The 25,211-nt window shown below is 66.3% G+C and carries 28 protein-coding genes; 15 read left to right on the top strand and 13 right to left on the bottom strand.

Annotated features, from left to right (window positions below):
- Positions 1 to 14 precede the first annotated feature (14 nt).
- From MU856_RS14255 to MU856_RS14240, 4 genes are all read right to left on the bottom strand, one after another.
- Positions 15 to 1,223, bottom strand: coding sequence for a diguanylate cyclase domain-containing protein (locus MU856_RS14255; RefSeq protein WP_062901695.1), 1,209 nt, complete (start codon positions 1,221 to 1,223; stop codon positions 15 to 17).
- Complete coding sequence (locus MU856_RS14250) at positions 1,220 to 1,762, bottom strand: YfiR family protein (RefSeq protein ID WP_238929624.1); 543 nt, start codon at positions 1,760 to 1,762, stop codon at positions 1,220 to 1,222. The genes MU856_RS14255 and MU856_RS14250 overlap by 4 nt, the downstream gene beginning before the upstream one ends.
- A 140-nt stretch (positions 1,763 to 1,902) precedes the next feature.
- Positions 1,903 to 2,436: a peptide-methionine (S)-S-oxide reductase MsrA gene (msrA, locus tag MU856_RS14245; protein WP_058812172.1), complete on the bottom strand. Its 534-nt coding sequence runs from the start codon at positions 2,434 to 2,436 to the stop codon at positions 1,903 to 1,905.
- 84 nt (positions 2,437 to 2,520) lie between these two features.
- Complete coding sequence (locus tag MU856_RS14240) at positions 2,521 to 3,492, bottom strand: M48 family metallopeptidase (RefSeq protein ID WP_062901697.1); 972 nt, start codon at positions 3,490 to 3,492, stop codon at positions 2,521 to 2,523.
- A gap of 99 nt (positions 3,493 to 3,591) precedes the next feature.
- On the opposite strand from MU856_RS14240, the gene MU856_RS14235 reads away from it, so the two are divergent.
- The 5 genes from MU856_RS14235 (at position 3,592) to MU856_RS14215 (ending at position 7,267) form a co-directional block, all read left to right on the top strand.
- Entirely contained in the window at positions 3,592 to 4,635 is a 1,044-nt protein-coding gene (locus MU856_RS14235; RefSeq protein WP_062901698.1) for a COX15/CtaA family protein, read from the top strand.
- Positions 4,632 to 5,411 carry a hypothetical protein gene (locus MU856_RS14230; protein ID WP_263587790.1) on the top strand — a complete coding sequence of 260 codons (780 nt, stop codon included), beginning with the start codon at positions 4,632 to 4,634 and terminating at the stop codon, positions 5,409 to 5,411. Before MU856_RS14235 ends, MU856_RS14230 begins: the two co-directional genes overlap by 4 nt.
- Before the next feature lie 177 nt (positions 5,412 to 5,588).
- Positions 5,589 to 6,068, top strand: a complete 480-nt coding sequence (rplM, locus tag MU856_RS14225) for a 50S ribosomal protein L13 (protein WP_003041188.1) — start codon at positions 5,589 to 5,591, stop codon at positions 6,066 to 6,068.
- On the top strand, positions 6,068 to 6,565 hold the full coding sequence (rpsI, locus tag MU856_RS14220) for a 30S ribosomal protein S9 (protein WP_003041184.1): 498 nt from the start codon (positions 6,068 to 6,070) through the stop codon (positions 6,563 to 6,565). The genes rplM and rpsI overlap by 1 nt, the downstream gene beginning before the upstream one ends.
- 141 nt (positions 6,566 to 6,706) lie before the next feature.
- Positions 6,707 to 7,267, top strand: coding sequence for a type 1 glutamine amidotransferase domain-containing protein (locus MU856_RS14215; protein WP_062901700.1), 561 nt, complete (start codon positions 6,707 to 6,709; stop codon positions 7,265 to 7,267).
- Here MU856_RS14215 and MU856_RS14210 read toward each other — a convergent pair.
- The 4 genes from MU856_RS14210 to MU856_RS14195 form a co-directional block, all read right to left on the bottom strand.
- Entirely contained in the window at positions 7,264 to 8,307 is a 1,044-nt protein-coding gene (locus MU856_RS14210) for a phosphotransferase family protein (RefSeq protein ID WP_062901701.1), read from the bottom strand. The genes MU856_RS14215 and MU856_RS14210 overlap by 4 nt on opposite strands.
- The gene (locus tag MU856_RS14205; RefSeq protein WP_263587789.1) at positions 8,304 to 9,395 is read right to left on the bottom strand and encodes a hypothetical protein; all 1,092 of its coding nucleotides are present in this window, start codon (positions 9,393 to 9,395) and stop codon (positions 8,304 to 8,306) included. Before MU856_RS14205 ends, MU856_RS14210 begins: the two co-directional genes overlap by 4 nt.
- A gap of 62 nt (positions 9,396 to 9,457) precedes the next feature.
- Positions 9,458 to 10,303, bottom strand: a complete 846-nt coding sequence (locus tag MU856_RS14200) for a metallophosphoesterase family protein (protein ID WP_062901702.1) — start codon at positions 10,301 to 10,303, stop codon at positions 9,458 to 9,460.
- The gene (locus MU856_RS14195) at positions 10,303 to 11,172 is read right to left on the bottom strand and encodes a diacylglycerol/lipid kinase family protein (protein ID WP_186402879.1); all 870 of its coding nucleotides are present in this window, start codon (positions 11,170 to 11,172) and stop codon (positions 10,303 to 10,305) included. Before MU856_RS14195 ends, MU856_RS14200 begins: the two co-directional genes overlap by 1 nt.
- Positions 11,173 to 11,270: 98 nt before the next feature.
- On the opposite strand from MU856_RS14195, the gene MU856_RS14190 reads away from it, so the two are divergent.
- Positions 11,271 to 12,194 (top strand): alpha/beta hydrolase, encoded by a 924-nt coding sequence (locus tag MU856_RS14190; protein ID WP_062901704.1) that lies wholly within the window; start codon positions 11,271 to 11,273, stop codon positions 12,192 to 12,194.
- The gene (locus tag MU856_RS14185) at positions 12,191 to 12,973 is read left to right on the top strand and encodes a nucleotidyltransferase family protein (protein WP_217372708.1); all 783 of its coding nucleotides are present in this window, start codon (positions 12,191 to 12,193) and stop codon (positions 12,971 to 12,973) included. Before MU856_RS14190 ends, MU856_RS14185 begins: the two co-directional genes overlap by 4 nt.
- A 10-nt stretch (positions 12,974 to 12,983) precedes the next feature.
- Here the strand turns inward: MU856_RS14185 and MU856_RS14180 are convergent, their stop codons facing one another.
- Positions 12,984 to 14,003, bottom strand: a complete 1,020-nt coding sequence (locus MU856_RS14180; RefSeq protein WP_263587788.1) for a glycosyltransferase — start codon at positions 14,001 to 14,003, stop codon at positions 12,984 to 12,986.
- Complete coding sequence (locus tag MU856_RS14175) at positions 14,000 to 15,085, bottom strand: glycosyltransferase family 2 protein (RefSeq protein ID WP_263587787.1); 1,086 nt, start codon at positions 15,083 to 15,085, stop codon at positions 14,000 to 14,002. The genes MU856_RS14180 and MU856_RS14175 overlap by 4 nt, the downstream gene beginning before the upstream one ends.
- Before the next feature lie 123 nt (positions 15,086 to 15,208).
- Between MU856_RS14175 and MU856_RS14170 the strand changes: the two genes are divergently transcribed.
- Both MU856_RS14170 and MU856_RS14165 read left to right on the top strand, forming a co-directional pair.
- Entirely contained in the window at positions 15,209 to 16,618 is a 1,410-nt protein-coding gene (locus MU856_RS14170) for a lipopolysaccharide biosynthesis protein (RefSeq protein WP_263587786.1), read from the top strand.
- The gene (locus MU856_RS14165; protein WP_263587785.1) at positions 16,615 to 17,781 is read left to right on the top strand and encodes a hypothetical protein; all 1,167 of its coding nucleotides are present in this window, start codon (positions 16,615 to 16,617) and stop codon (positions 17,779 to 17,781) included. The genes MU856_RS14170 and MU856_RS14165 overlap by 4 nt, the downstream gene beginning before the upstream one ends.
- Here the strand turns inward: MU856_RS14165 and MU856_RS14160 are convergent.
- A complete protein-coding gene (locus tag MU856_RS14160; RefSeq protein ID WP_238929625.1) occupies positions 17,778 to 18,470 on the bottom strand; it encodes an HAD-IB family hydrolase in 693 nt (230 codons plus the stop codon). The two genes, MU856_RS14165 and MU856_RS14160, sit on opposite strands and share 4 nt — an antisense overlap.
- Positions 18,471 to 18,596: 126 nt before the next feature.
- Between MU856_RS14160 and MU856_RS14155 the strand changes: the two genes are divergently transcribed.
- From MU856_RS14155 to zapE, 3 genes are read left to right on the top strand one after another with little or no spacing between them, the layout of a single operon-like run.
- A complete protein-coding gene (locus MU856_RS14155; RefSeq protein ID WP_003041149.1) occupies positions 18,597 to 19,379 on the top strand; it encodes a succinate dehydrogenase iron-sulfur subunit in 783 nt (260 codons plus the stop codon).
- Positions 19,376 to 19,867: a PaaI family thioesterase gene (locus MU856_RS14150; protein ID WP_003041146.1), complete on the top strand. Its 492-nt coding sequence runs from the start codon at positions 19,376 to 19,378 to the stop codon at positions 19,865 to 19,867. The genes MU856_RS14155 and MU856_RS14150 overlap by 4 nt, the downstream gene beginning before the upstream one ends.
- Positions 19,864 to 20,985, top strand: coding sequence for a cell division protein ZapE (gene zapE, locus MU856_RS14145; protein WP_062901711.1), 1,122 nt, complete (start codon positions 19,864 to 19,866; stop codon positions 20,983 to 20,985). The genes MU856_RS14150 and zapE overlap by 4 nt, the downstream gene beginning before the upstream one ends.
- Here the strand turns inward: zapE and MU856_RS14140 are convergent.
- On the bottom strand, positions 20,956 to 21,999 hold the full coding sequence (locus MU856_RS14140; RefSeq protein ID WP_062901712.1) for a polysaccharide deacetylase family protein: 1,044 nt from the start codon (positions 21,997 to 21,999) through the stop codon (positions 20,956 to 20,958). The genes zapE and MU856_RS14140 overlap by 30 nt on opposite strands.
- 82 nt (positions 22,000 to 22,081) lie before the next feature.
- Complete coding sequence (locus tag MU856_RS14135) at positions 22,082 to 22,633, bottom strand: phosphatase PAP2 family protein (RefSeq protein ID WP_062901713.1); 552 nt, start codon at positions 22,631 to 22,633, stop codon at positions 22,082 to 22,084.
- 355 nt (positions 22,634 to 22,988) lie between these two features.
- On the opposite strand from MU856_RS14135, the gene mdh reads away from it, so the two are divergent.
- Genes mdh through sucD form a run of 3 tightly spaced genes read left to right on the top strand, consistent with a single transcriptional unit; the run spans position 22,989 to position 25,177 of the window.
- Positions 22,989 to 23,951 carry a malate dehydrogenase gene (mdh, locus tag MU856_RS14130; RefSeq protein ID WP_062901714.1) on the top strand — a complete coding sequence of 321 codons (963 nt, stop codon included), beginning with the start codon at positions 22,989 to 22,991 and terminating at the stop codon, positions 23,949 to 23,951.
- Positions 23,951 to 24,259 carry a hypothetical protein gene (locus tag MU856_RS14125; protein WP_062901715.1) on the top strand — a complete coding sequence of 103 codons (309 nt, stop codon included), beginning with the start codon at positions 23,951 to 23,953 and terminating at the stop codon, positions 24,257 to 24,259. Before mdh ends, MU856_RS14125 begins: the two co-directional genes overlap by 1 nt.
- A gap of 27 nt (positions 24,260 to 24,286) precedes the next feature.
- Complete coding sequence (sucD, locus tag MU856_RS14120) at positions 24,287 to 25,177, top strand: succinate--CoA ligase subunit alpha (protein WP_062901716.1); 891 nt, start codon at positions 24,287 to 24,289, stop codon at positions 25,175 to 25,177.
- The last annotated feature ends 34 nt before the right edge of the window (positions 25,178 to 25,211 follow it).

The following is a 25,211-nucleotide window of genomic DNA, read 5'->3' as shown; positions in this document are numbered from 1 at the left end:
TCTCCGGGGGGTCGTCATTTCGAAAGCTTGCCGAGCTTGTCGGCATACATGGCGGCGTCGGCCGCGGTCAGCATCGCGGTGGGATCGGTGCCGTCGGCAGGATGCACGGCAACGCCGATGCTCACCGACAGGCGGTAGCTGTCGCCGCCGGGCAGCGTGATCGGATCGGCGATGGCCGCGCGAAGGCGCTCGGCGAGCGAGTCGGGTTGTGCGTCATGTCCGGCCGGATCGACGATCATCACGAATTCGTCGCCGCCGATGCGCGCGGCGAAATCGCCCGGGTGAAGCAGCGCCTTGATCCGCTGCGACAGCGCGACGAGCACCGCGTCGCCGGCGGCGTGACCAAAGCCGTCATTCACCGCCTTGAAATTGTCGGCATCGATGAACAGCAGCGCAAAGCGGGCGGCACCCGCAGCCAGCCTCGCCGCCAGCGCTTCGTCGAACGCCGCGCGGTTGGGCAGCGCGGTGAGCGGATCGTGCGAGGCGCGGTGGGCGAGCAGCGCCTTTTCGCTTTCCATATGCCCCTGCCAGCCCTGCAGCTCGTCGAGCAGGGCATTGATGTCGCCGCCGAGCCGGTCAAGCTCGGCAATGCCGAGCCCCTGCACCCGCTTGTCGAAGCGGCGGTGCAGCCGGACATCGTGCGCGACGGTAGCAATCTCGCCGAGCGGCTTGACCAGCTCATATTCGAAGCGCCGGGCGAGGATGACCGTGCCGATCGCGGTAATGAGCAGACAGGCGAGACCGGCGAGCAGGCCGAGCCGTACATAATGGGTCAGCGTCGAACTGTCGCCCCACACCTCGATCGTCCCGATGACCGATCCGTTGCGCTGGACGGTGGTCGCAAAGGGCCGCGGAAAGAAAAAGCCCGTCAGCATCGGCATTGCATCGCCGTGCGGCGACACCCATTCGGTGAGCAGCCGTCCCTTGTCGTCAAGCACGCGCAGGCGCGCGATGCCGGGAATTCGGGTGAGCGGTTGCAACCCCTCGCGCGCCGCTTGGGGATCGTTGAAGACGAGCGCGGGTTCGACGCCATAGGCCGCGACCTGCGCCGCCAGCTCCATGTTCCGATCTGCATAGCCGCGCAGCGTCGTGATCCCGGCGAGCAGGATGGTGATCCCCGATAGGGCGACCGCAAGCAGCGTCACCCCGAAATGAAAGCGCGACAGCAGCTTTTGCAGGGTGGTGTGCGCGCCGCTGCGTTCGGGGGCAGGAGCCGGCGTCATCGCGGCCCCCCGTCGCTGCCGATCTTGAGCACGCGCGGATCGACGCGCACCGATCCGCGGCCGATCGAATCGAGATTGACCGAAAAGCTGAGCCGCTGGCCCTGCGCGCTCAGGCAGAACATCGCGCCGAGGTTGCAGTTGTTGTCATCGTCAGTGACGGTCAGGATCGCCTTTCCGTGCACCCAGCCGATCAGGCGTTGCCGGTCCGCCACGGGCATCTGCCCGAGATAGAGCATATGACAGCCCGCCCCGCCGATTGCCGCTGCGGCGCTGATGCGCCGGACGCTCACCGATCCGCGGCCGGGCAGGTCGGGCGCCGGACGTTCGGTCAGGCGCGGCGTGCCGATGATGCACATGGTGCGCGGCGCGCCCGACGCCTCGTTCGGCCATGTCGCATAGGTCACGATGCCGCCGAGCATGCGGTTGACCGCCAGCGCCATGCCGCCTGGACTGTCATCCACGACAGTTTGCGCCGCCGCCTGCATGGCGAGCTGCGGCGCCGTCATCGACGAGCCGATCAGAAGCAATGGTATCAGCACGCTGTAGCGGTCCCCACCTCGGATGGGGGTGATCCTGCCCCCGCGAGGCGGCGTCCGCTAGAGAAAAGCGCCGCTAAGTCAAGGAAAAGTGACGCCATGCGGCCATATTGCAACAGTCGGCCGGACGATGACCGACGGCTTCAGGCCTCGCGCAGCCGCTCCGAAAAGCCCTTGCGCAGCTTAGCGAGCTTCGGCGGGATTACCGCCATGCAATAGGGGTTGCGCTGGCCTTCGCCGTCCCAATAATCCTGATGATAATCCTCGGCCGGATACCAGGTCGAAGCCGGTTCGATGCGGGTCACGATCGGCGCGGGCCAGTCGGGCTGCGCGCGCGCGATTGCGGCCTCGGCGGCGGCGGCCTGCGTTTCGTCGAGCGGGAAGATGGCGCTGCGATACTGGGTGCCGATGTCGTTGCCCTGGCGATTGAGTTGCGTCGGATCGTGCGTCGCGAAGAACACGTCGAGCAGATCGGCATAGGAAATGGCCGCCGGATCATATCCGATGCGGATCGCCTCGGCATGGCCGGTATCACCGCTGCACACCTGCTTGTAGGTCGGATTGGCGACCGACCCGCCGATATAGCCGCTTTCGACGCTTTCGACCCCCGCCAGCGATTTGAATACCGCTTCGGTGCACCAGAAGCAGCCTCCGGCAAAAATGGCGGTCTCTGTCATCGCGTCGATCCTTTGATGGGGTGCCCCTTTGATGGAGTGGGCCTTGGATAGGGTGGGAGACGTCCAGATAGGATCGGGCGCTCCTTATTCCAAGGGCGGCGGTGCGCCGATGAGTGGCGGCGCGAGCGGCTGCCCCGCCGCGCGCAGCGCGTCGATCGCCCGAACCTCCTTTTCGATCGAGGCGGCGCGGTCCTCCCAACGAGGGTGGGTTCCCGCCTGAAGCAGCGGACGGCCGGCACGTTGGCCGAAAGCGGTCCAGAAGCGGACTGCGGCGCGCGGATCATAGCCGGCATTCGCCATCAGCCAGGGCGAGAGGCGATCGGCTTCGATCTCGGTCTGCTTGAACAGCCGCGCATTGCGGCCGAACTGCTGCAACAGTCCGCGATCGACCCCCGCGGCGTCGAGCCGGGCGCGGTGCCTAAGAATATTATGCGCGAGTTCGTGCGCGACGGCGGCCGCCAGCTCGGCGTCGTCCTTTGCGAATTGCGCCAGCCCTGCGGAAATGACGACGAGCCGGCCGTCGGCGGCCCCGTCGGGGCGGTCGCGGGCGTCGACGCGGAAATCGGTCGCGCAGCCGACCACCGGTACGATCCGTACCGGAGCCTTGCCGGTGTCGAGCATGGCGGGCCGGTCGCTCGGCAGGCCTGCAAAAAGCCTTTCGAGGGCGGCGATGCGGGCATAGGCGTCGCTGCCCTCGCCTTGCGGCGGCAGGGAACCCGCCAGGCCTTGCACCAGGCTCCCCGCATGCAGCCCGGCGGCGGCAGCGGGCGAGCCCGCGGCGACCGCGGCGAGGAACGGCGTGTCGGTGTCCGCGGCGTCATAGGCGGCCTCGGCATCCGGGCGCTGCGCGTCGGAATAAAGCCGCGGATCGCCCCATAGCCAGCCGAACTGCGGCTGGACCCTCGCGCACCATGGGGCATTGCCCGTCGTCAGGCGGTAGCCGATGGTCGCGACGCGCGCCTCGAGCGCCGCGAGCGCCGGATAGGGAGAGGGCTCGGCCATCGCGGCGGCGGGGGCGGCGATGGCAAGCAGAAGGGCGGCGGACAGGCGCAGCATGGGGGCCGACTTATCAGCGCCTTTCTGTCGGAGCCATGAATTTCGAGCGGCGCCGCCGCCTCTTGCCTATCGCCCGGCAAGCGCCGATAGGGCGGGGCGATGTTGAACGCTTCGTCATCGGCCCGGCCGCTCCATCCCCGCCCCGCCGCGCTCGCGCGCTGGCTGTGGGCCGTCGCCATCCTCGTCATCATGGTTGTCGCCGTCGGCGGCATCACCCGGCTGACCGAATCGGGGCTGTCGATCACCGAATGGAAGCCCGTATCGGGGGTGCTGCCGCCGCTGACCGAGGCCGGATGGCAGGCCGAGTTCGAAAAATACAAGCAGATCCCCGAATATAAGGAGATCAACCTCGGCATGTCGCTCGCGGCCTTCAAGGGGATTTTCTTCTGGGAGTGGCTGCACCGGATCCTTGGCCGTCTGGTCGGCATGGCTTTGCTGGTGCCGCTTGCCTGGTACGCGTGGCGCCGCGCGATTCCGGCCGGCTATGGCTGGCGGCTGTTCGCGCTCGCCGCGCTTGTCGGCCTGCAGGGCGCGATCGGTTGGTGGATGGTCGCGTCGGGACTCGAATATCGCACCGATGTCAGCCATTTCCGGCTCGCGACGCACCTCCTGACCGCGTTGTTCCTGCTTGCGGGGCTCGTTTGGACGGCGCGCGACCTTGCGCTGCTGGCGCGCGATCCCGGTGCGCGCCCGGCGCGCCTGACGGGCGCGGCGATTGCAGTCATTGCGATTCTGATCATCCAGCTCCTGCTCGGCGCGTGGGTTGCCGGGCTCAATGCGGGCTATGTCGCGAGCACCTGGCCGCTGATGAATGATCATTTTGTTCCCGAAGGTATCGACTGGTCGGGTGGGACCTGGCTCGCCGTCACCAACGATCCCTTCCTCATCCATTTCCTCCATCGCTGGTGGTCGTGGGTCGCGGCGGGCGCGTTGCTGTTGCTGGCGCGCTCGCTCGCCCGGCAAGGGTCTCGGCGCGAGGCCGGTCTGCTGCTGCTGGTCGTCGCGGCGCAGATGACGCTCGGCATTCTGACGGTCGTGACCGGCGTATCGATGTGGATTGCGGTGTTGCACCAGGTGACGGGCGCCATTCTCGTCGCGACGACTGCCGCCGCGCTCCACCGGCTCGGTCGCGCAGCGGCATGATCGTCCTCGGCGCGCTGTTGCTGCTTGCGGCGCAGGCGCCGGAGCCTCCGGTCCCTTCGGAAACGCAGCAGGTTGCCGCACTCGCGTTCGCACCGCCGCTCGATCGTCCGCTCACCTACCGCGTCGCAACGCGGCGGTTGAGCCGCGACGGCGGCTTCACCAGCTTTGCGCTCATTTATGATTTGCGGTGGCGGCGCGTCGGGCGCGGTTATCAGTTGTTGGCGCGGTTCGACCGCGTCGAGTCGGACGCGCATCCCGAAGTCGTGCGCACGCTGCGGCTGATGATCGACCCGCTGATTGGCGAGACGCTGACCTATTTCGTCCCCGCCGACGGCAGCTCGGTCGATATGGTCGACCCCGAAGGACTGTGGCGCCGCGTCGTCGACCGGGCGCAGGCGCTTGCGGATGCGTCCGGCCGCCCCGAGGCGAAGCGGGCCGCGCAGATCATCGCCACCTTGCCGCCAGCCGAGCGCGACAAGCTGGCGAGTGCCGACATCCGTGCCCTCGTCGTGCCCGCAAACGGCGCGATCCCGAACGGCGCCGACGGCCCGATCATGACCGTGACGGTTGCCGGTCGGCGCACCATATCGGCGAGCGAGCCGCCCGCTGCCGGCCCGGCGCAGCCGATTAAGGTCGATACGCGCTGGACGATCGATCTGGGGACCGGGCTGCTCGCCGAGGAGCGCCGCCAGAGCTTCCTGACGACCGGAAACGCCGCCGATCGCAAGCTGGTCGAGGAGCGGATCAGGGCACTCGAGCCGGGTGATCCCAGCTGATGGTATCATAATACCCGTCAGCAAAGCCGCTCTCAGCTTGACTTTCGGTCTGTCTAGCGCCATTGGCCCGCGTCGAAGCGCCGCTGAGTCCCCCTGGGGTCGGGCGGCGCGGTTTGTTTTCGGGTTGGCGGGCCTTCCGGCCGGTCACTCCCGTCCATCTCTGTCAAGGAGCGTGCCATGAAGGCGCTGACCAAGACGACCCAGTCGGCGAACGCCGGTACGGTCGAGAAGAAATGGGTGCTGATCGACGCCGACGGCCTGGTTGTTGGCCGCGTCGCTTCGATCATCGCCAATATCCTGCGCGGCAAGCACAAGCCGAGCTTTACCCCCCACGTCGATTGCGGTGACAATGTCATCGTCATTAACGCCGAAAAGGTGAAGTTCACCGGCAAGAAGCTGTCCGACAAGGTCTATTACAAGCACACCGGCTATGCCGGCGGCATCAAGGAAGTCACCGCCCAGAAGGTTCTGGAAGGCCGCTTCCCCGAGCGCGTGCTCGAAAAGGCGATCGAACGCATGATCCCGCGCGGCCCGCTCGGCCGCCAGCAGATGCGCAACCTGCGCATTTTCGCCGGCAGCGAACATCCGCACGAAGGGCAGAGCCCCGAAGTGATCGACGTCGCGTCGATGAACCGCAAGAACAAGGTGGGTGCATAATGGCTGACGAACAGACCATGACCGATCTCAAGGATCTCGCCGGCGCCGTCGAAGGCACCGTCGCTCCGGCCGCTCCGACGGCTCCGCTCCGCGAAAAGCAGGTCGACAAGCAGGGCCGCGCTTATGCGACCGGCCGCCGCAAGGACGCCGTCGCCCGCGTGTGGGTCAAGCCCGGCACGGGCAAGATCACCGTCAACGGCCGCGACCAGGAAGTCTATTTCGCGCGCCCGACGCTGCGCCTCGTCATCAACCAGCCCTTCGGTCTGACCGAACGCGCCGGCCAGTATGACGTCGTCGCGACCGTCAAGGGCGGCGGCCTCTCGGGTCAGGCAGGCGCCGTTCTGCACGGCATCGCGCAGGCGCTGACCCGCTTCGAACCGGCGCTTCGCGGCACGGTCAAGGCGGCCGGCTTCCTGACTCGCGACAGCCGCGCGGTCGAGCGTAAGAAGTACGGCAAGGCGAAGGCCCGCCGCAGCTTCCAGTTCTCGAAGCGCTAAGTTTCTTCCGCCGACGGGTGGAGAAAAGGAGGGCGGTCCGGCGACGGGCCGCCCTTTTTGCGTGGTGCTTTCTAGGCGCCGACTGCAACATCGGGCGATGGCGGCGCGTTGGTTTGGCAACAACATCGAAGGAGAAAGCCCATGCCGAACGCCGCAGCGCTCAGCGGCCGCCAGATATTGATCATGGCGACCGATGGTTTCGAACAATCCGAACTCGAAGTGCCGTTGAAGCAGCTTGAGGAGGCAGGCGCCGACCTAAGCATCGCCTCGCTGGGGACGGACGATATTCGTGGCTGGGACGGCGACGACTGGGGCGACAAGGTCGCGGTCGATTGTCTGATCAAGGACGTCGAGGTGGAGGATTATGACGCGCTGGTGCTCCCCGGCGGGCAGATCAATCCCGATCTGCTGCGCGTAGAGGACGCGGCGATCGACCTCATCCGCGCCTTCGCCAAGGCGGGTAAGCCGATTGCCGCCATCTGCCATGCGCCATGGCTTCTGATCGAGGCCGGACTGGCCGAAGGTCGTCGGATGACCGGTTACAAATCGATCCGCACCGACATCGGCAATGCCGGTGCAAGGCTGCTCGACGAAGCCGTGGTTGTCGATCGCGGGATCATCACCAGCCGCTGCCCCGACGACCTCGACGCCTTTTGCGCTGCGATCGTCGAAGCAGTCGCCGACAGCCGCGTCGCCACCTAAAGGAGATCGAGGCTGCCCAGCGCAATCGCCTGCCGCGCGGGGCGCTCGGCCATCACCGCGAACATTTCGTCGCCGCGTTCGGTGCGTTCGACGTTCATCGACGCGAACACCGCCATGAAATATCCGCTGAGCGCGCCGACGCGGTAATCGTCCCACAATTCCGCCTCGTCGGGTTCCACGCCGCGCGCGCGCAGCGCAGAGATCCAGGCGTCGAAGGCGGCGCGATCGGCGGCCGCGCGTTCGGCGGGATCGGCGATGCTCGTCCCCACCAGATAGGCGATGTCGGTCGCGCCGCTGCCACGGCCCAATGTCTGCCAGTCGACCAGCCAGCAACGCGCTCCGTCGGGGGCGAAGAGGATATTGTCGATGCGCAGGTCGCCGTGAACGATCGTGCGCGCGGCCGGCGTGCGGGTCAGATAGGCGTCGAGACGATCGACGATCCCGGCGCCGAGATCGAGCGCGTCGCGGTCGAGCCGACCCGCGTAGCGCTCGCGAAACCCCTCATAGAGTCCGGGAAACAGCGCGCGGACGATTTGGCTCGTGTCGCGGTTCAGCCATGGCAGCGCATCCGCGCGGACGTCGTTCCATAACAGCGCATGCAGCCCCGCCGCGGCGTCGATGCACGGCGCGAGCCCGGCAAGACCGAGGCCGGCGAGCTGGTCGCCCTGCCGCGCCGGCGCGAGGTCGGAGAGGAGCAGGATGAAGTCGACGTCATTGTCCGCAATATCGGCATGGTAGCAGTGCGGCGCCGCGACGCCGCTGCCCGCTGCCAGTTCACGATACCAGCTCACTTCCTTGACATAGGTGGCGGTGAGCGCCGCGATATTGCGGCTTGCCTCGTCATGGCTCGGGCATTTGGCGACGATCGTTGGTGGCAGCCCGGTGCCGTCCGACCAATCGAGCGTCAGACGAAAGCTGTCGCACATCTGCCCGGTGCCGATGGCGGCAGCGCTAAAGCCTATGAGCGCGCCCTGGGGCTGACCCAGCTTGTCGGCGATCCAGTCGGCCGTCATTGCCTCCGGCGCGGTCGGAAATCTCATGCAGCGGGATCCATCAGGCCAGTCAATCCGGTCGGGCTGTGCGGTCCGACGAACAATTGTTCGAGCACCCCGACGCCGCGGTGCGTCCGCCCGCCGTCGACCAAGTCTGCGGTCACGAAAGCCTGGATGTGCATTGCCAGCGGATTGCCCCAGCCGCGCTCGGCCTCGTTCAGCCGGTCATGTGCGACGGCAAGCTCGGCGCCATGGTCGAGCCCGTGACCCCAGACGGGATGCGTGTAGCCGAGCCCGCTCATCGCGAACACCGGACCCGCCGGGGTCAAGGTCAGGGCGCGGCCGCCGCCGAGATCGGCGGTCATTCGCGCGACCCGGCGCGTCCCGCTCTGCCAGTCGATGGCAAAGCCGGGCGCATCGAAATGGCGTTCGGTTTCGTCGTCGCCGCTGATCACGCCGCGCCGGTTCCATGGCGCGCCGACACCATCATCGTTGCTGTGGAAGAAGAGCGATAGAGCGTCGAAATTGCACGGCGTCCACAGCCAGAAGAACTGGTTGAAATTGCCCTCCGGCGGCGGTTGCGGTTCGGCGGCGCCGACCGGACGCACCCCCCAGCTCCGGTCGCGCGTACCCGTCCAACCCGCGCCGAGATCGGTGCGCGCGCCCTCGACCGAAAGCCATCCCGACCAGCGGCCGTTCTGCGTCATCCGCGTATAGTCCATGAACAGCCGCGTACCGTTGCGGCGGATGAAGCGCGGTTCCTCGATCGGAAAATGCCGTCCGGTGAACGTCAGTTCGGCGGCCAGCGGTCCATCGTCGGCGGCGATCCGCAGCGTCACTTTTTGCAGCGGTTCGTCAATCGCTATGGCGATGGGGCCGACCGACAGGTCGAGCCGTTCGCCGCCCGAACGACGGCTGGCGCGCAGATTATGCTGCACCCCGTCGGCGATCACGCAAAAGCTGGCATCGACGATGCCGAGCTGGGGATAAAACCCCATCGCGGCGGCGAAAAAGACGCTGCCGTCGGCGCTGTAGCCGTTGAAGAAATAGCGGTCGTAGAAGTTGCGGTCCGTCCCGGCGAACGCAATCGGCTCGCTGGTCTGGTGCAGCGGATAATCGTCGCCTTTTGTCAGCATGATCCTCATCCCGTTTTTTTGTGCAACCTAACGGGACGCGGCACTGCGTCAATCCCGATGCGTCAATGGACGGGCGGATCGGTCGGCGGCACCGCGCCGACGGGTGCAATGGGCTCGCCGGGTTCGCGTGGCGGCCGTGCGTCGGGCGGTATGGCGTCGATCAGCATGTCGGGAGTCGGCACCCGCGCCAGATTGCGGACGCGGACCGAAATTTCGCCGCCGCTGATACGCAATTCGTTGAAGCTCGGCGGCGTCGACCGGATCCGGCGCGACAGGGTGCCGGCGCCGATCATGCGGATGGGGCCTGCGGGGGTGTCGGCGATCAGATCGAAGGCGTCATGGACATGGCCGGTCAGTACGGCGGCGACGCCGCGATCGGCAAGGGCGGCAAGAGCCGCCCCGCCGCCGCGGGTCAGCGCGCGCCCCTTGGTCCCCGCTTCGGTGAGCGGGTGGTGTGCCGTTACCAGTATCTGCGTTCCGCGCGGCAGCGCATCGATCGCGGCGAGTGTGCGGGCAAGCGCCTTGCGCGTCACCCAGCCTTTCGACCAATCGAGCCGCCATTGCGCCCGCGCCGTGGTTTTCAGCGGAACGACGGCCAGATTGCGAAAGTCGAGCTCGCGTTCGACCAGCGCCTCGATCCGCCGAATCCGGCGATAGGGGTGCAGGAATCGCGCGACGGGGTTGAAATAAGGCAGGTCGTGGTTGCCGACTTCGACCGTCACGGGGAGGTCGAGTGACATGATCCAGTCGCAGGCGGCGGCGAACTCGCGACTCCGCGCCCGCATCGTCAGATCACCGGTTATCAACACCGCGTCGGGTTGTTCGCGGCGGACGCATTCGCGGAACCAGGCGAGCGCGTCGCGATCTTCAAGACCGAAGTGCAGGTCGCTGATATGGAAGAGGCGCATCAGGCGGTCGCGATGAAGTCGATCGCGCTCTGCCCGATCGAGAAGCGGGCCGGCGAGGGGATTTCGGCCAGTTCGCCGTCATATTCGAGCGCGATGATGCGATCGCTTTGGAGGATGATCGTTTCCGCGGTCGCAACGCGCTCGTGCGGACCATCGCGAAAATCGCCGCCGAGCCATGCGAGCCCGTGGCGCAGCACATCGCCCGTGGCGTCCGCCACTATGCCGTCGGCGGTAATGCCGTCACGGGTCGGGGTCAGGATGATCGCTGGATAGACGGCGCCCGATCCCGCCACCTGCACCCCGGGGGCGTTGAGCATTTCCTCGAGCGCATCGGGCGCTTCGCGGCTCGCCTCGATCAGCCCTTGGCTGCGCATCGTTTCGCGGACCTCGGCCCAGCGTGTTGCCGGCCCCGCAACGACGGTGATGAACGCTTCTCGCGCCGCCGATCGGATGGTCGGGACCGGCGCGCGTCGCCCGCCGCTCGCTAGCGCGCGCTCCAGAATCGTGGGAGCCGGATGGTCGCCATGCAATTGTTTCGACAGGAGGTTCAGCGTCCCGCCGGGCAGCGGCAGCAGCGGGCCGTGCCAGCCTTCGCAACCGGTCGCGGCGGCATTGATCGTCCCGTCGCCGGTCCACACGATCAGCAGGTCGATGTCGCTTGCGCGCAGCGCCGCCGCGTCGGGCAGATCGTCCTTCGGCAGGACGAAGCTTGCCGCGACGCGCGCGCCTGCGGCTGCGCACGCGTCAATCAATTGGCGGTGGATGCTCTCGTCATAGCTGCCGCTCCGGTCGTTGCAGATCAGGGCGGGGCGCGAAAAGGGGCTGGTCATGCCCGCCCAACGCACGACGCGCGAAAAGGTAACGCGCACGGCGCTTGTTCGCGCTCGCCGACATCTGTAGGGCGCGGAGACGGGCCGGGTCGCGGGGTGAAGCAATGGCGGATCGGACGGTCAGGGAACAACGGCGGTTGATCAAATTCCTTCTTCTCATCGGCTTGCTCCTGCTGCTGTTCGGCGGCGGAGCCAGGGCGATCGTTGCGGGCGGTGCCAAGTCGCTCGACCTTGCCGACAAGCTGCTCGGCAGCGGCAAGGGCGCGCGCCTGCTCCTTGCGGACCAGCCCTATGGCCGCGGGGTGCGGCAGTCGCTCGATATCTGGGTGCCCGAACAGGCGCAGGCGGGCGACCGGCTGCCGGTCGTGGTCTTCTTCTATGGCGGCGGCTGGGGCAGCGGTGAACGGCAAAGCTATGGCTTCGCCGGCCGGGCGCTGGCCAACCAGGGCTTCGTCGTCGTGATCCCCGATTACCGGCTGGTCCCCAGGGCGCATTGGCCCGACTTTCTGGAGGACGCCGCGGCGGCGGTCGCGTGGACCCACCGCCACATCGGCGAACTGGGCGGCGATCCCGGTCGCATCGCACTGATGGGCCATTCGGCGGGTGCCTATAATGCGGTGATGCTCGCGCTCGATCCGGTATGGATGCGCGCGGCCAAGTGCGACGCGTCGGTGATCCGCGGCGTTGCGGGCCTCGCGGGCCCCTATGATTTCCTGCCGTTCGAAAAGGGCGGCATGGCCGACCGCGCGATGGGCAAGGTGCGCCCGCCCGAAAAGACGCAGCCGATCCACTATGCGCGCGGCGATGCGCCCCCGCTATGGCTGGCAAGCGGTGACGAGGACGAAACGGTGCGTCCGCGCAACAGCCGGAATCTTTCCGCCGCGATCGAACGGCTGGGCGGATCGGCGACGCTGCGCGTCTATCCGGGCATGGGGCACACCGGCATCGTCATGGCGCTTGCGGCCCCCTTTCGCGCGAAAGGGCCGGTGCTCGACGAGGCCACCGACTTTCTGCGCGGCGTGACGGCGCGCCGGGTCGCGCCTGCGGCGGCGGCGCAATGACAGCTCCGACGCCCGGTCCGATTTCTGCCATCGTCCTCGCCGGAAGCCGCCCCGGTGCCGACCCGCTGCTGATCGGCAGCGGCGTATCGACCAAGGCGCTGCTGCCGGTCGGCGGACGGCCGATGCTTGCCCATGTCATCGCCGCGCTGCGTGCCGCGCCCGAGGTGGGCGCGATCCGGGTGCTCGCGCAGAACAGCGCCGAACTGGCGCGCGAGCCCATGTTGGCGGCCGTGCCCGACCTGCACTTTGCCGATTCGGGACAGGGGATCAGCGCTTCGCTCGCTGCTGCGCTGCCCGAAGGCGACGCGCCGGTGCTGGTGACGACGGCCGACAATGTGCTGCTGACGCCCGCGATTATCGCCGAATTCCTCGCCGGCGCAGCGGGCAGCGATGTCGCAGTTGCGATGGTCGAGCGGCGCGCGCTGCTCGCGCGCTACCCCGAATCGCGGCGGACCTGGCTCAAATTTCGTCGCGGCTGGTGGTCGGGCGCCAATCTCTTTCGCCTGCGCGGGCAGCGCGTGCTGCCGCTGCTCGACTTTTGGGGACGGATCGAACGCGACCGCAAGAAGGGGCTGAAGATCGTTGCCGCCTTCGGACCGTGGCTGCTCGCGGGGGCTTTGCTGCGGCTGTTCACGATCCAGGGCGGCGTCGCCCGCGCCGGGCGCCGCTTCGGCCTCACCGCGCGCGTGGTGCCGATGTCCGACGCCGAAGCCTGTATCGACGCCGACAAGCCGTCGGACGTGACGCTGATTGAACGCATTCTGGCCCAGCGCGGCTAGGGTCAGGGCCCTATGCGGCCAGACGCACAAACAGGGCCAGAACGAACCAGCGCCCGAATTTGTGGTGCTGTCGGTGCGTGCGGAGCAGCGCAGCGAAAGGCATCGGCGAGGCCGCCTCGGTGAGATCGCGGTAGCGTCGCAGCTCGCGGCGCAGCGCCTGCCACGGAAGCCGGCCGGCGCGCGTGCTGACGAGACGCCAGCCGATTTTCGTATATTCCTTCGCGCAAAATTGGGCGAGGCAGTAGCGCATGTCATCGTGCATGGCGGGCAGACCGGCCGTCACCGCCGCCATGATGTCCGCCAGAACCGCTGTCAGCGCGTCATTGCCAGCCGTGTCGAAATGTCCTGCCGTACGGGTCGCGAGCCCGGTCAGGCTGCCCTCCCGCACACGGTAGTCTATCCACGGCGCGGGCTCGTAATAATGACTGCTCACCGTCAAGAACAGATGCGGGACGACTGCCATATCCTCAAAGCAGGCGAGGGGCGGAAAGCGCAGATCATGCCATAGGTTGCGGCGCGCGATCTTGGTCCACAAATGCATCCGGCGGCGAGCGAACAGGCCATGAAGCAACGCTTCGCGGTCAGTCACCATGCGGCGCGCAGTTCCCGTGAAAGCCGCCTCGTCGCGGCCCCGCTTGCGATAATCGCAAAGGACCAGATCGGGTGCATCGCGCATGACGATCGCGTGCAGCGCGGCGATCGCGCCAGGAAGCAGCACGTCGTCGGCATCGATGAACCAGACATAATCGCCCCTCGCCAAGTCGAGCAGGCGATTGCGCGCTGCGGCGACCCCGCCGTTTTCCGCCTGCCGATGAAAGGTCGCCGCCGGTCCGACCTCGGCACAGATCCGCGCGCCGATGGCGTCCGATCCGTCGTTCGACCGATCGTCCAGAAGCAGCAGTTCGACCCCCGCTGCCGGAAGCTGCGCGACGATCGAGGCAAGCGTCTGGGTCAGATAGGGCGCGACGTTGAAGACCGGCATGAGAATGCTGAGCCATGGCCTGTTGCCGTCCGCCGCATCGTCGTTCACCTGGCATCGTCCGCTTGTGCCAGCCACAGGCAGGCGGATAGTACCACCGCGCGCGGCAAGTGCCCGCGGCTTCTGTAAAGGCGCGCGAGCGTCGCAAAAGCGATCGGCGATTCGGCGTCCATCATGCCGCGGTAGCGGGCGAGCTTGCGACGCAGGTCGCGCCAGGGCACGTGAAAGGCGCTGCTCGACAGGAGCCGCCAGCAGATTTTGGTGAACTCCTTCGCCCAGAAATGCGCGATGTGGCGCCGGGTGACGTCGCTCATGGCGGGCAGCGCTTCGCGCGTCGCCGCGTCGAAGCCGGCCAGACTCATTGCCAGATCGTCGTTCCGGCAATCGTCGAAGCGTCCCCGCGACCGGCGCAGCGACCCCATGATGCTGTCGGGACGGTCGCGATAGCGCACCCAGGCCTCGGCTGCGTGATAATGGGTTCGGGCCCGGAGCAGCAGCCACGGCGTCGTCGCTATATCTTCGAAGCATCGTCCGGCGGGGAAACGCAGGTCGTCACCCCAGAGCGACCGGCGCGCGATCTTGCTCCAGCTGTGCAGCCGCCGCTGCGCGAAAACGCCTTGCAGCAACGTCTCCCGATCATCGCTGGGCCGACCGGACGGGCCGGCGAAGCTGCTCAGATGCCGGCCGCCGCGCGCGTAATCGCAAAGGACAAGATCAGGCGCATAGCGGTCGATAATAGCCCGGAGCCTGGCGATCGAGCCCGGCATGACTTCATCGTCCGAATCTATGAACCAGATATAATCGCCCCGCGCCGCGTCGAGCATCGTATTGCGCGCCGCGCTCAATCCGGCGTTGCTGGCATGGCGCATCAGCCGGACTTGCGGGTGGGACTGCGGGCAGATTTCGCTACACAGCCCCAGTGAGCCATCGGTAGAAGCGTCGTCGAGGAGGATCACCTCCACCCCCTCCGGCGGGAGCTGGGGCAACAGCGACGCCAGGCAATCACGCAGATAAGGCGCGACATTATAGACGGGGATCAGGATGCTCAGCCACCGGCGCTCGCTGCGTGGCGCACCGCCTGCGGTTCCCCCTTCGATATGTGCGGACAGACCCACGCGCATTCCCGTTTCCATTCCCGAACGCCTCTGCCCCGTCCCGCGTTACTAGATCAGCAGAGCGAAAGGGAAGTCGTTTTCCGTCGATTTGGCTGTGCAAATGGATGGAAAACGACGCCAAAGGCGATATAGGCCGCGCGCATGGAACCCGCTCCGCCCCCGGCCGACCGCCGGCCACTCTTCTATCGGACCTGGATCGATAAGGGTATTGCGGCGGTACGGCGCCTCGGCGCGCCGGCTGCGGACACGGGCGACCAGGGACCTTTCCGGCGCATCATGACCCACCTGAGCTGGATTCTCGGGGGCAAGGGTTATGGTGCGATCCTCAGCCTCTTCTACCTTGCGATCGTCACGCGCGGCCTGGGGCCGGCCGCTTATGGTTCCTTTGCCCTGATCCTCAGTTCGACGCTGGTCCTGCAGGCGATCCTCAATTTCAACATCTGGCAGGTGCTGGTCAAATATGGCCAGGAACATATCCACAGCGGCGATCATCCGGCCCTGGCGCGCCTCATCCGCTTTTGCACCGCGGTCGATCTGGCGATGGCGCTGCTCGGCATTGGCGCGGCAGCGATGATCCTCTGGCTGGGGCGAGGGTTGCTGGGCATGCCGGCCGAGCTTGTCTGGACGGCGTTCGCCTATGTCGTGCTGTTCATGCTGTCGATCCGCAATGTGCCGCGCGGGATATTGCGGCTTCACTCCGAATTTTCGCAAACCTTCCTTGCCGAAGCGGTGGTGCCCACGCTGAAGACGCTGGGTGCCGTCGTCGCCTTTTTGACGCACCCGTCGCTCGAGATTTTCCTGATCGTGTGGGCGGGTTCGGAGATGGCGAGCACGCTCGTCTTCTGGTGGCTCGCCAACCGGTCGTGCCGCCGCGCTTATGGCCGACCCGACGGCCGGCATTGGTGGCGCGTGTGGCGCGAGAACAAGGGGCTTCCCGAATTGATGGTCGCATCCAATTTCGGAACCATGGCTTATACGGTGGCTCAGCAACTGCCGGTCTTGCTGGTCGGCTCGTTCGCGGGCGCCACCGAAGCGGGCATCTATCGCCTTGCGCATCAATTGACCCAGTCGATCACGATCATGGCCGGCTTCATCGGCCTCGCCAGTTACACCGAGATGACGAATATATACGTCAAACAGGGGCTGCGCGGCGTGGCGTCGCTCTATGTCCGGTTGACGCTGATCGCACTCGGCCTGTTCCTTTTGCTCGCGCCGGCGATCGTGCTACTCGGCAAGCCGCTGCTGCTGCTCATGTCGGGTCCGGCGTTTCTGGGCGCCTATCCGTTCCTGCTTGTTCTCGGCTTCGCGGCCTGCCTGCAAATGGCGACAGTCAGCTGCGAACCGATGCTGATGGCGGCCGGACGATCGCGCCTCATCATCGGTATCAGGCTGGCGGGCACGGCCACGCTGATCGCCGCCATTTATCTGATGCTGCCGGCGATGGGCGCGATCGGCGCCGCCTGGTCCAAGGTGCTGGCCGAAACCGTGACCTTGCTGCTGCTGTTCGGCGCCAGCTTCCTCGTCCTTCGCGAAAGCCGGATGCCGTCATGACGAAGCGTATCTTGTTCCTGTTCAACCATGATGCGGCGCATCAGGCGGCGCATATCGCAGGCATAGCGGGCGAACTCGCGCTGCACGCGCCGACGGTTCAGGTCGTCGTCGCATGCGGCGTCGAGGCGATCCGGCATAAGGTGGCAGAGATCATTCCGGCGGCGGCGCACGACCGTATCGAATGGCGGATGCTCGACCTGCCGACGGCGGAGCAGCGGCTGCTGGCGCCGATCAACAAGGTGGCCCCGGTGCTGCGCGTCGCGCGTCTATACCGGCATCTCGATCTGTTTCGCAGTGTCGACCTGGTGGTATCGACCGAACGCACCTGCCTGCGCGTCCGGCGTCGATTGGGGGCGGCGGGGCCGCGCTTTGCCTATGTGCCGCACGGATCGGGCGACCGAAATGTCGCCTATCACCCCGAACTCGCGCAGTTCGACCTCATGCTGCTCAGCGGACCGAAGCTGGTCGACGAAATGGTTCGCCACGGCATAACGACCGCCGACAAGTGCCGGGTCATCGGTTATCCCAAGTTCGATACGATCGATCCGGCGGTGCGCAAGCGCTTCTTCGACAATGATCGCCCGGTCTTTCTCTATAATCCGCACTTCGATCCGCACCTGTCGTCCTGGTACGGCATGGGCGAGGCGGTGATGGATTTTTTCCTCGCGCATCGCGACTATAATCTGATCGTCGCGCCGCATGTGATGCTGTTCCGCAAGCGGCTGCATTATTCGCTCGAATATCGGACCGCCAAGCTCCGGCCGGACATCGCCGACCGCTTCCGCGCGGCCGACAATATCCTGATCGACGTCGACGGCCCCAATCTCTTCGACATGAGCTACACGATGGCAGCCGACGTCTACATCGGCGATGTTAGCAGCCAGGTTTACGAGTTTCTGCTGCACCGCGGCGCCTGCTATTTTCTCGATCCGAACGGCAAGCCCGCCGACGGCGTGGCCGAACGCTATGAATTCTGGCGCAACGGAGAGGTCTTGTATGGCCCCGCTGAGCTTGCCGAGCGGATTCCGCACTGGCGCGAAAGTGCGGCGCTGCACCGCGCCGAGCAGGATCGGCTGTTCGCCTACACAATGGACCACCGGGCGGGCGAGGCGTCGGTTGCGCGGGGCGCCGCGGCGCTGGAGGCTTTCGTCGAGGGGCGCTAGCCCGTCCCGAAATCCATCAGCGTCCAGCCGTTGTCGCGTGCCGCTTTGGCAATGCGGCCGCGACGCCCGATCGCAAAGGCCTCGTCGGCTAGCGCGAACAGCGGTGCGTCGCTCGCATGGTCCGAATAGGCGCGCATATGATGCGCGGCGCGTTGCGGGTCGGCGGCAAGCCATTCGGCGACGCGGCGCGCCTTTTCCGGCCCATAGCAATTGGTGCCGTCGAGCGCCGCGAGCCAGCCTCCGTCCGCGGCGCGCCGATGCCGGGTGGCGATGCAGGCATCGAAGCCCAGCGCCTCGGCCAAGGCGGCTGCGTAGAATTCGGGGGCCGCGGTTGCCAGCAGCAGATGGTAACCGGCGGCGCGGTCGCGGGCGATGGCCGCTCGGGCCCCCGGTTGAACGTCGGCGGGAACGCGCCAGGCGGCAAAGTCCGCAGCCAGGCGCGCCATTCGCTCCGCCGGCAGTCGCCGCCCGAGCATCAAGGCGATCGCCGCGGGCTTCAACGCATCGCGGCTGTAGAGGCCGAGCGCATGGCCCGCGAGCAGCCCGAGGAAAACGGGCGCCAGCAGAAGGCGCCATGGCGCGCTGCGCGCGGCCGCCCACAGAAGGAAGAGCGTGAACGTCGGCATTCGCAGCACGGTGCGATCGAGATCATAGACGGCAATGCGAAAGGGGGCTGCGGCGTCGCTCATCGCCGCCGGGCCTAGCCGCTCGCTTTGCGTGCCGCCACCGCTTTCGCGCGTGCGCCGCCGCACACCCTCTTGTCGCGGCGGTTCAATGGGGCTACGCAGCCCGCGATTGCATAGGGAGCCCGCGATATGGCCGAATTTCGTCTGCCCAAGAACAGCCGCGTCCAGAAGGGCGGCACGGTCCACAAGGCCGAGGGCGCGAGCAACGTCAAAAAATTCAAGGTCTATCGCTACAATCCCGACAGCGGCCAGAATCCGCATTTCGACACGTTCGAGATCGACACCGACAAATGCGGCCCGATGGTGCTCGATGCCCTCATCAAGATGAAGAGCGAGCAGGATTCGACGCTGACCTTCCGCCGTTCGTGCCGCGAAGGCATTTGCGGCAGCTGTTCGATGAACATGAACGGCAAGAACGGTCTCGCCTGCACCACCGCGATCGAGGATCTGAAGGGCGACATCCAGATCACGCCGCTGCCGCATATGGAGGTCATCAAGGACCTCGTCCCCGATTTCACCCATTTCTATGCGCAATATGCCTCTATCGAGCCGTGGCTGAAGACCAAGTCGACGACGCCCAGCGGCAAGGAGCGGCTCCAGTCGCCCGAGGAACGCGAGAAGCTCGACGGCCTTTACGAGTGCATCCTGTGCGCCTGCTGTTCGACGAGCTGCCCCAGCTATTGGTGGAACAGTGACAAGTTCCTTGGGCCCGCGATCCTGCTTCAGGCCTATCGCTGGCTCGCCGACAGCCGCGACGAATATACTGGCGAACGGCTCGACGATCTCGAAGATCCGTTCCGCCTCTATCGCTGCCACACGATCATGAATTGCGCCAACGCGTGCCCCAAGGGACTGAGCCCCGCACGCGCGATCGCCGAGATCAAGAAGCTCGAGGCCGAGCGGCAGGTGTGAACGACGGAATAGAGGACCCCAAGCGCGCGGATCATTTCAGTGCCGAGGCGCTGGAGGGCGGCTGGATCAGCTGGAACCTCAAGGACGCGAGCCGGTTCAACGCCTTTATCGAACCGCTGTCGGTGCGCCTCGAAAGCCCGACCGAGGATGGCCGGCCGCGCGCCCGCGTGCGGATGCTGCCGACGCGCAAACACAGCAATCTGGGCGACAATGTCCATGGCGCGGTAACGCTGGCGCTGGTCGACATTGCCCTCTTCGCCGCCTCGCACCAGTTCGGATCGCTCGAGGCCGGCCATTCGGTGACGCTCGATTTGTCGACGCAGTTCGTCGGCGGCGGCCGCCTCGACGAACCGCTCGATGCGGTGGTCGAGCAGGTGCGCGAGACGGGGCGGCTGATCTTCCTGCGCGGGCTGGTCGTTCAGGGACCGGGTGACGAGCATATCGTGCTGAGCTTTGCGGGGACGATCCGCAAGGCAAGCCGCAAGTGACAGGATTGCTTGCCGCCTATGACGCGCTGGTCGCCGCGGGCGAGCTGAAGCCTGACGCCGAACAGCGGGCGGCGGCAGAACGCCTTGCCGCGCTGCAATCCGATCTGCAGGCGGCGCCGCCGCGCGGCAGCATCCTGTGGCGGATCGCCGGGCGCAAACCCGACGCGCCGCGCGGTGTCTATCTTTGGGGCGCCGTCGGCCGCGGCAAGTCGATGCTGATGGACCTTTTTTACGACCATCTGGCCATCCAGCGCAAAAGGCGCGTCCATTTCCACGCCTTCATGCTCGACGTCCACGCGCGGATGCGCGAGGTGCGCAAAAGCGAGAGCGGCGATCCGATCCCGCAGGTTGCGGCCTCGCTGGTCGAAAATGTCCGCTGCCTCGCCTTCGACGAAATGGTGGTGAACAATAGCGCCGATGCAATGATCCTCTCGCGCCTGTTCACCGCGTTGATCGCGCACGGGGTGACGGTGGTCGCGACGTCGAACCGCCCGCCCGCCGATCTCTACAAGGACGGTCTCAACCGCGAGCATTTCCTGCCCTTCATCGCACTGATCGAGGAACGGCTCGACGTGATGGGCCTTAATGGCCCCACCGATTACCGGCGCCACCGGCTTGGCGACGGCAAGCGCTGGTTCGTGCCAGCCGACGCGGCGGCGACCGAGGCGCTGTCAGCGGCCTTCTTTCGCCTGACCGATTATCCGCCCGAGGACCGCGCGCACGTACCCTCGCTCGATCTCGACGTCGGCGGCGGGCGGACGCTGCATGTGCCCAAGGCGCTGAAGGGCGTGGCGGTCTTTTCATTCAAGCGCCTTTGTGCGGAGGCGCGCGGCGCATCGGATTATCTGGCCGTCGCGCGGCATTTTCACGCGGTGATCATTGTCGGCATCCCGCGCATGGGCCCCGAGAACCGCAACGAGGCCGCGCGCTTCGTGACGCTGATTGACGCGCTCTACGAATATAAGGTCAAACTGCTCGCGAGCGCCGCGGCCGAGCCCGATGCGCTCTATGTGGCCGGCGATGGCGCCTTCGAGTTCGAGCGCACAGCGAGCCGTCTCGCCGAAATGCAGTCCGACGAATATCTGGCGCTAGGCCACGGCCAGGATGACACCGCATAGTACCTTGCCCCACCGCGACGAGTTGATGGTCATGGCGACGACATCGCGAACATAGCGGATTTCGTGCGCGATATGTCCGACCGTCTGCTCGGCGACGCGCCGCAGCGTGCGGAGCGGCTTGGGCGCCGCCGCCGGGATGCGGCCGGGGCGGGTCGGCGGCGCGGGAAGGGTCGCGAAGCCCCCGCTGCGGACTCGCGGATCGTCGGCGACTGCCCGGCACAGCGCCTCCATCCGAGCGATTGCGAGCCCGTTCCGAACCTGACGGTCGCGGCTCAGCAATTCGAAGCTGTGGCTGAAAGCCGAAAACTGGATCGCGCCGCTCGCCGCCGCATGATCGAGCGCGTCGCGCATTTCCTCTTCGGACATGGCGCACAGCTGCGCGGGACGGAAGCTGTTCGCGCGGTCGCGCAGGCCGCTGACCGGCACTTCGCAGATGCCATGATGGACGCGCATGCCCAGATTGGCAGGATCGAGCGTGATGTCGCACCCGAGCCCCTGCCAGGCGGCGTTGAAGCTGCTGTCGAAGCGGAAGCCCAGCGCGGCGAGGGCGCGCAGTGTATCGTCGTTGGCGCCGAAATTGCCGGCGCGGAAGGCGGTCGGTCGGGGCGCCCCGGCACTCGTCAATATGTCGCGGGCGAGCGCGATCAGCCTCTTTTGCGCTGCGAAGGGGAAATCGCCGATATTGCGGCCGCGCAGCTTGCCGACCGGATTGAACCGCGCAAACTCCAGCCATTCGGTGTGGAGATGGAGCTGCACTTCATGGCCGCGCGCCAGGATCGGGCCGACGATCGCATCGACAATCCCGGGGCCGTGGACAAGCGCGGGCATGGGGTCGACGAAATAGACGCCTTTCAGACCGAAGCGGTCGAGCATGTCCATCTGGAAATGGATGCCGAAATCGCCGTCGCGGCAGCGCCCGAGGATCGAGCTTTCGAAATTGGTGCGCGCGCATGCGCCGCGGCGATGGAGCCCGGCGGACAATTCGGTATCGAAGCTGATGATCGCGCGCGTCACCCGCTCGCGCTATCAGCAGCGGTGTAACGAAGCGTTAAGCTGCCGCTGCGACCGCCCCGCAGCGATCGTTCAGGCCGACCTTCTAGAAGCGCATCGTCATCGCGACGCCGCCGCCTCCGGCATCTGCCCACGGAAAGACCTGAACCCGGTCGCTTGCGCGGCGCGTGATCAGAAAGCCCGATGCCTCGCCGATCGCGGCGCCGACCAGCACGTCATGGACATGATGCTTTCTGGCTTCGACGCGGCTCAATCCGACGAAGGTGGCAAGCGCCTGCGCGGGAAGCCCCACTTTCCAGCCGTAACGGTTCTGCAGCGTCGCGGCCGCCGCAAAGGAAACCGACGTATGGCCCGAGGGGAAGCCCTTGTTGTCGCTTCCGTCGGGGCGTCGCTCGGGAAAGGCCTGCTTCAGACCGGCGGTTACGCCGGCGGCAGCGACGAGGCTGCCGCCGGCTTGCAGCGTGCCGTCCCAATCGCTCTGGGCAAGCGGAACCCCGAACGCGGCGATCACCAGGGCGTCGCGCGTGATCGATCCCGCGTCATTCCATGTCTTTTCGCCGGCATGGGCGGGCGGCGTTGTGGCGGCGGTCAGGAAGATGGCGCAGGACAGCGCGGGGATAAAAGCTCTCTTGGTCATGGTGGCGTCGATCCTTTTGCAGGCGCAGGGCGCACGGCCCCGCCTGGCGACGCCCCAAGATCGCCACCGCCTGTCTTACGCTTGTGGCCGACCGGCGCAAGCGATGTTCACGCGGCCGGTATCGATCGCTTAGGATCGTCAGTGTTCTGGGTCTGAATCGTACCCGATCTTGCAATAACGCTATTGCGAACTATTTGCATAAAAACGCGGTTTTTCGTCCTTTTCGCGGTTGTTTCGTTAACGGAATCGGCGTAGGGCGTCGCGAGTCTTTGGGATCGGCAGGCGGCTTTGGCCCGTGGCCCCGCCGATCTGGAAATCACTGCCGGGCTTTGCCAGGAAGGGAGTGCCGCGCGCCATGGGACGCAAGAAGATCGCTTTGATCGGAGCCGGGAATATCGGCGGGACGCTGGCGCTGCTCGCCGCGCAGAAGGAACTGGGCGACGTTGTCCTGTTCGACGTGGTCGAAGGCGTGCCGCAGGGCAAGGCGCTCGACCTGTCCCAGGTCGGGCCGATCGCCGGCTTCGACGCGAAGATCACCGGCTCCAATGATTATGCCGACATTGCGGGCGCCGACGTCATCATCGTCACCGCCGGCGTCGCCCGCAAGCCGGGCATGAGCCGCGACGACCTGCTCGGCATCAATTTGAAGGTCATGAAGGCGGTGGGCGAAGGCATCAAGGCGAATGCCCCTGACGCTTTCGTCATCTGCATCACCAACCCGCTCGACGCCATGGTCTGGGCTCTCCGAGAATTCTCGGGTCTGCCGCACAACAAGGTGGTTGGCATGGCTGGCGTGCTCGACTCGGCGCGCTTCAGTCACTTCATCGCCGACGAATTCGACGTGTCGGTGAAGGATGTGAACACCTTCGTCCTCGGCGGCCACGGCGACACGATGGTTCCGGTCGTCCGCTACTCGACCGTTAACGGCATCCCCGTTCCTGATCTCGTGAAGATGGGCCTGTCAAGCCAGGACAAGATCGACGCGATCGTCAAGCGCACCCGCGGCGGCGGCGGCGAAATCGTCGCGCTGCTCGGCACCGGCTCGGCCTTCTATGCCCCGGCCGCCTCGGGCATCGCGATGGCCGAAGCTTACCTCGGCGACCAGAAGCGCATCCTGCCCTGCGCCGCCTATGTCGATGGCCAGTATGGCGTCGATGGCCTCTATGTCGGCGTGCCGGTGATGATCGGTGCGGGCGGCGTCGAGAAGATCGTCGAAATCGAACTCGACGATGCCGACAAGGCGGGCCTGCAGGTGTCGGTCGACGCGGTGAAGGAACTGCTCGACGCGTGCAAGAATCTGGATCCCAGCCTCGCCTGATGGACGTGGGCCTGCTTCTTGTAATCCTGATTGGGGCGCCGATCATTGTGGTCGGCGGCATCCAGTTTCTGATTTTCAAGCTTGCGGGTGCCGCGACGCTTAGAGCGGTTTGTGTCGTTGCGGCGTCTTATTGTGCGTTCGTATGGGTGTCCGCTTACGGCGCTCCGCCGGTTTATGGAAACCGGGCCGCCTACGCGGGAATCGCAGACGGAATTACGGGAGTTCTACTTCTCGAATGTCTCGCGATTTTGCTCTGGCCGTTGGGGCGTCGCTTTTTCAGTTTGCTAGAGGCGCCGGCGCGCGGCTGATGCCGGAACAATGATAGGAATAGATAAATGAGCATCCTCATCGACAAGAATACCAAGGTCATCACGCAAGGGATGACGGGTGCGACTGGCACCTTCCACACCGAACAGGCGCTTGCCTATGGTACGCAGATGGTCGGCGGCGTGACGCCGGGCAAGGGCGGCACGACGCATATCGGCCTGCCGATGTTCGACACCGTCGCCGAAGCGAAGGCGACGACCGGCGCGACCGCGTCGGTCATCTATGTGCCGCCGCCGTTCGCGGCCGATTCGATCCTCGAGGCGATCGACGCCGAGATCGAGCTCATCGTCGCGATCACCGAAGGCATTCCGGTGCTCGACATGGTCAAGGTGAAGCGCGCGCTGTCGGGTTCGAAGTCGCGGCTGATCGGCCCCAACTGCCCTGGCGTGCTGACCCCCGACGAATGCAAGATCGGCATCATGCCGGGCAGCATCTTCAAAAAGGGCAGCGTCGGCGTCGTCTCGCGTTCGGGCACGCTGACCTATGAGGCGGTGTTCCAGACCACCAACGCCGGGCTCGGCCAGACCACCGCGGTCGGCATCGGCGGCGACCCCGTCAACGGCACCAACTTTATCGACGTCCTCGAACTCTTCCTCGCGGATGAAGCGACCAAGTCGATCATCATGATCGGCGAAATCGGCGGCGACGCCGAGGAGCAGGCGGCGCAGTTCCTGATCGACGAAGCCAAGCGCGGCCGCAAGAAGCCGATGGTTGGTTTCATCGCGGGCCGCACCGCGCCTCCGGGCCGCCGCATGGGCCACGCCGGCGCCATCGTGTCGGGCGGCAAGGGCGATGCCGAAAGCAAGATTGCGGCGATGGAAGCCGCCGGCATCACCGTGTCGGCCAGCCCGTCGGAACTCGGCACGACGCTTGCCGAAGTGCTGAAGGAACGCGTCTGATCGGATGGCCCGCCGGCGCCTGATGCCGGCGGGC

It is taken from the genome of Sphingopyxis sp. GC21 (assembly GCF_025727575.1).
Lineage (GTDB): Bacteria > Pseudomonadota > Alphaproteobacteria > Sphingomonadales > Sphingomonadaceae > Sphingopyxis > Sphingopyxis terrae_A.
Note: the sequence above shows the minus strand (reverse complement) of the source record. Positions and strands in the feature narration are given on the sequence as shown.

Excerpts from the sequence above, each read along its gene's own strand:
- MU856_RS14255 (WP_062901695.1), bottom strand. The coding sequence starts at position 1,223 with ATGACGCCGGCTCCTGCCCCCGAACGCAGCGGCGCGCACACCACCCTG.
- msrA (WP_058812172.1), bottom strand. The coding sequence starts at position 2,436 with ATGACAGAGACCGCCATTTTTGCCGGAGGCTGCTTCTGGTGCACCGAA.
- MU856_RS14240 (WP_062901697.1), bottom strand. The coding sequence starts at position 3,492 with ATGCTGCGCCTGTCCGCCGCCCTTCTGCTTGCCATCGCCGCCCCCGCC.
- MU856_RS14235 (WP_062901698.1), top strand. The coding sequence starts at position 3,592 with ATGTTGAACGCTTCGTCATCGGCCCGGCCGCTCCATCCCCGCCCCGCC.
- MU856_RS14230 (WP_263587790.1), top strand. The coding sequence starts at position 4,632 with ATGATCGTCCTCGGCGCGCTGTTGCTGCTTGCGGCGCAGGCGCCGGAG.
- rplM (WP_003041188.1), top strand. The coding sequence starts at position 5,589 with ATGAAGGCGCTGACCAAGACGACCCAGTCGGCGAACGCCGGTACGGTC.
- rpsI (WP_003041184.1), top strand. The coding sequence starts at position 6,068 with ATGGCTGACGAACAGACCATGACCGATCTCAAGGATCTCGCCGGCGCC.
- MU856_RS14215 (WP_062901700.1), top strand. The coding sequence starts at position 6,707 with ATGCCGAACGCCGCAGCGCTCAGCGGCCGCCAGATATTGATCATGGCG.
- MU856_RS14210 (WP_062901701.1), bottom strand. The coding sequence starts at position 8,307 with ATGAGATTTCCGACCGCGCCGGAGGCAATGACGGCCGACTGGATCGCC.
- MU856_RS14205 (WP_263587789.1), bottom strand. The coding sequence starts at position 9,395 with ATGCTGACAAAAGGCGACGATTATCCGCTGCACCAGACCAGCGAGCCG.
- MU856_RS14200 (WP_062901702.1), bottom strand. The coding sequence starts at position 10,303 with ATGCGCCTCTTCCATATCAGCGACCTGCACTTCGGTCTTGAAGATCGC.
- MU856_RS14185 (WP_217372708.1), top strand. The coding sequence starts at position 12,191 with ATGACAGCTCCGACGCCCGGTCCGATTTCTGCCATCGTCCTCGCCGGA.
- MU856_RS14175 (WP_263587787.1), bottom strand. The coding sequence starts at position 15,085 with ATGGAAACGGGAATGCGCGTGGGTCTGTCCGCACATATCGAAGGGGGA.
- MU856_RS14170 (WP_263587786.1), top strand. The coding sequence starts at position 15,209 with ATGGAACCCGCTCCGCCCCCGGCCGACCGCCGGCCACTCTTCTATCGG.
- MU856_RS14165 (WP_263587785.1), top strand. The coding sequence starts at position 16,615 with ATGACGAAGCGTATCTTGTTCCTGTTCAACCATGATGCGGCGCATCAG.
- MU856_RS14160 (WP_238929625.1), bottom strand. The coding sequence starts at position 18,470 with ATGAGCGACGCCGCAGCCCCCTTTCGCATTGCCGTCTATGATCTCGAT.
- MU856_RS14155 (WP_003041149.1), top strand. The coding sequence starts at position 18,597 with ATGGCCGAATTTCGTCTGCCCAAGAACAGCCGCGTCCAGAAGGGCGGC.
- MU856_RS14135 (WP_062901713.1), bottom strand. The coding sequence starts at position 22,633 with ATGACCAAGAGAGCTTTTATCCCCGCGCTGTCCTGCGCCATCTTCCTG.
- mdh (WP_062901714.1), top strand. The coding sequence starts at position 22,989 with ATGGGACGCAAGAAGATCGCTTTGATCGGAGCCGGGAATATCGGCGGG.
- MU856_RS14125 (WP_062901715.1), top strand. The coding sequence starts at position 23,951 with ATGGACGTGGGCCTGCTTCTTGTAATCCTGATTGGGGCGCCGATCATT.
- sucD (WP_062901716.1), top strand. The coding sequence starts at position 24,287 with ATGAGCATCCTCATCGACAAGAATACCAAGGTCATCACGCAAGGGATG.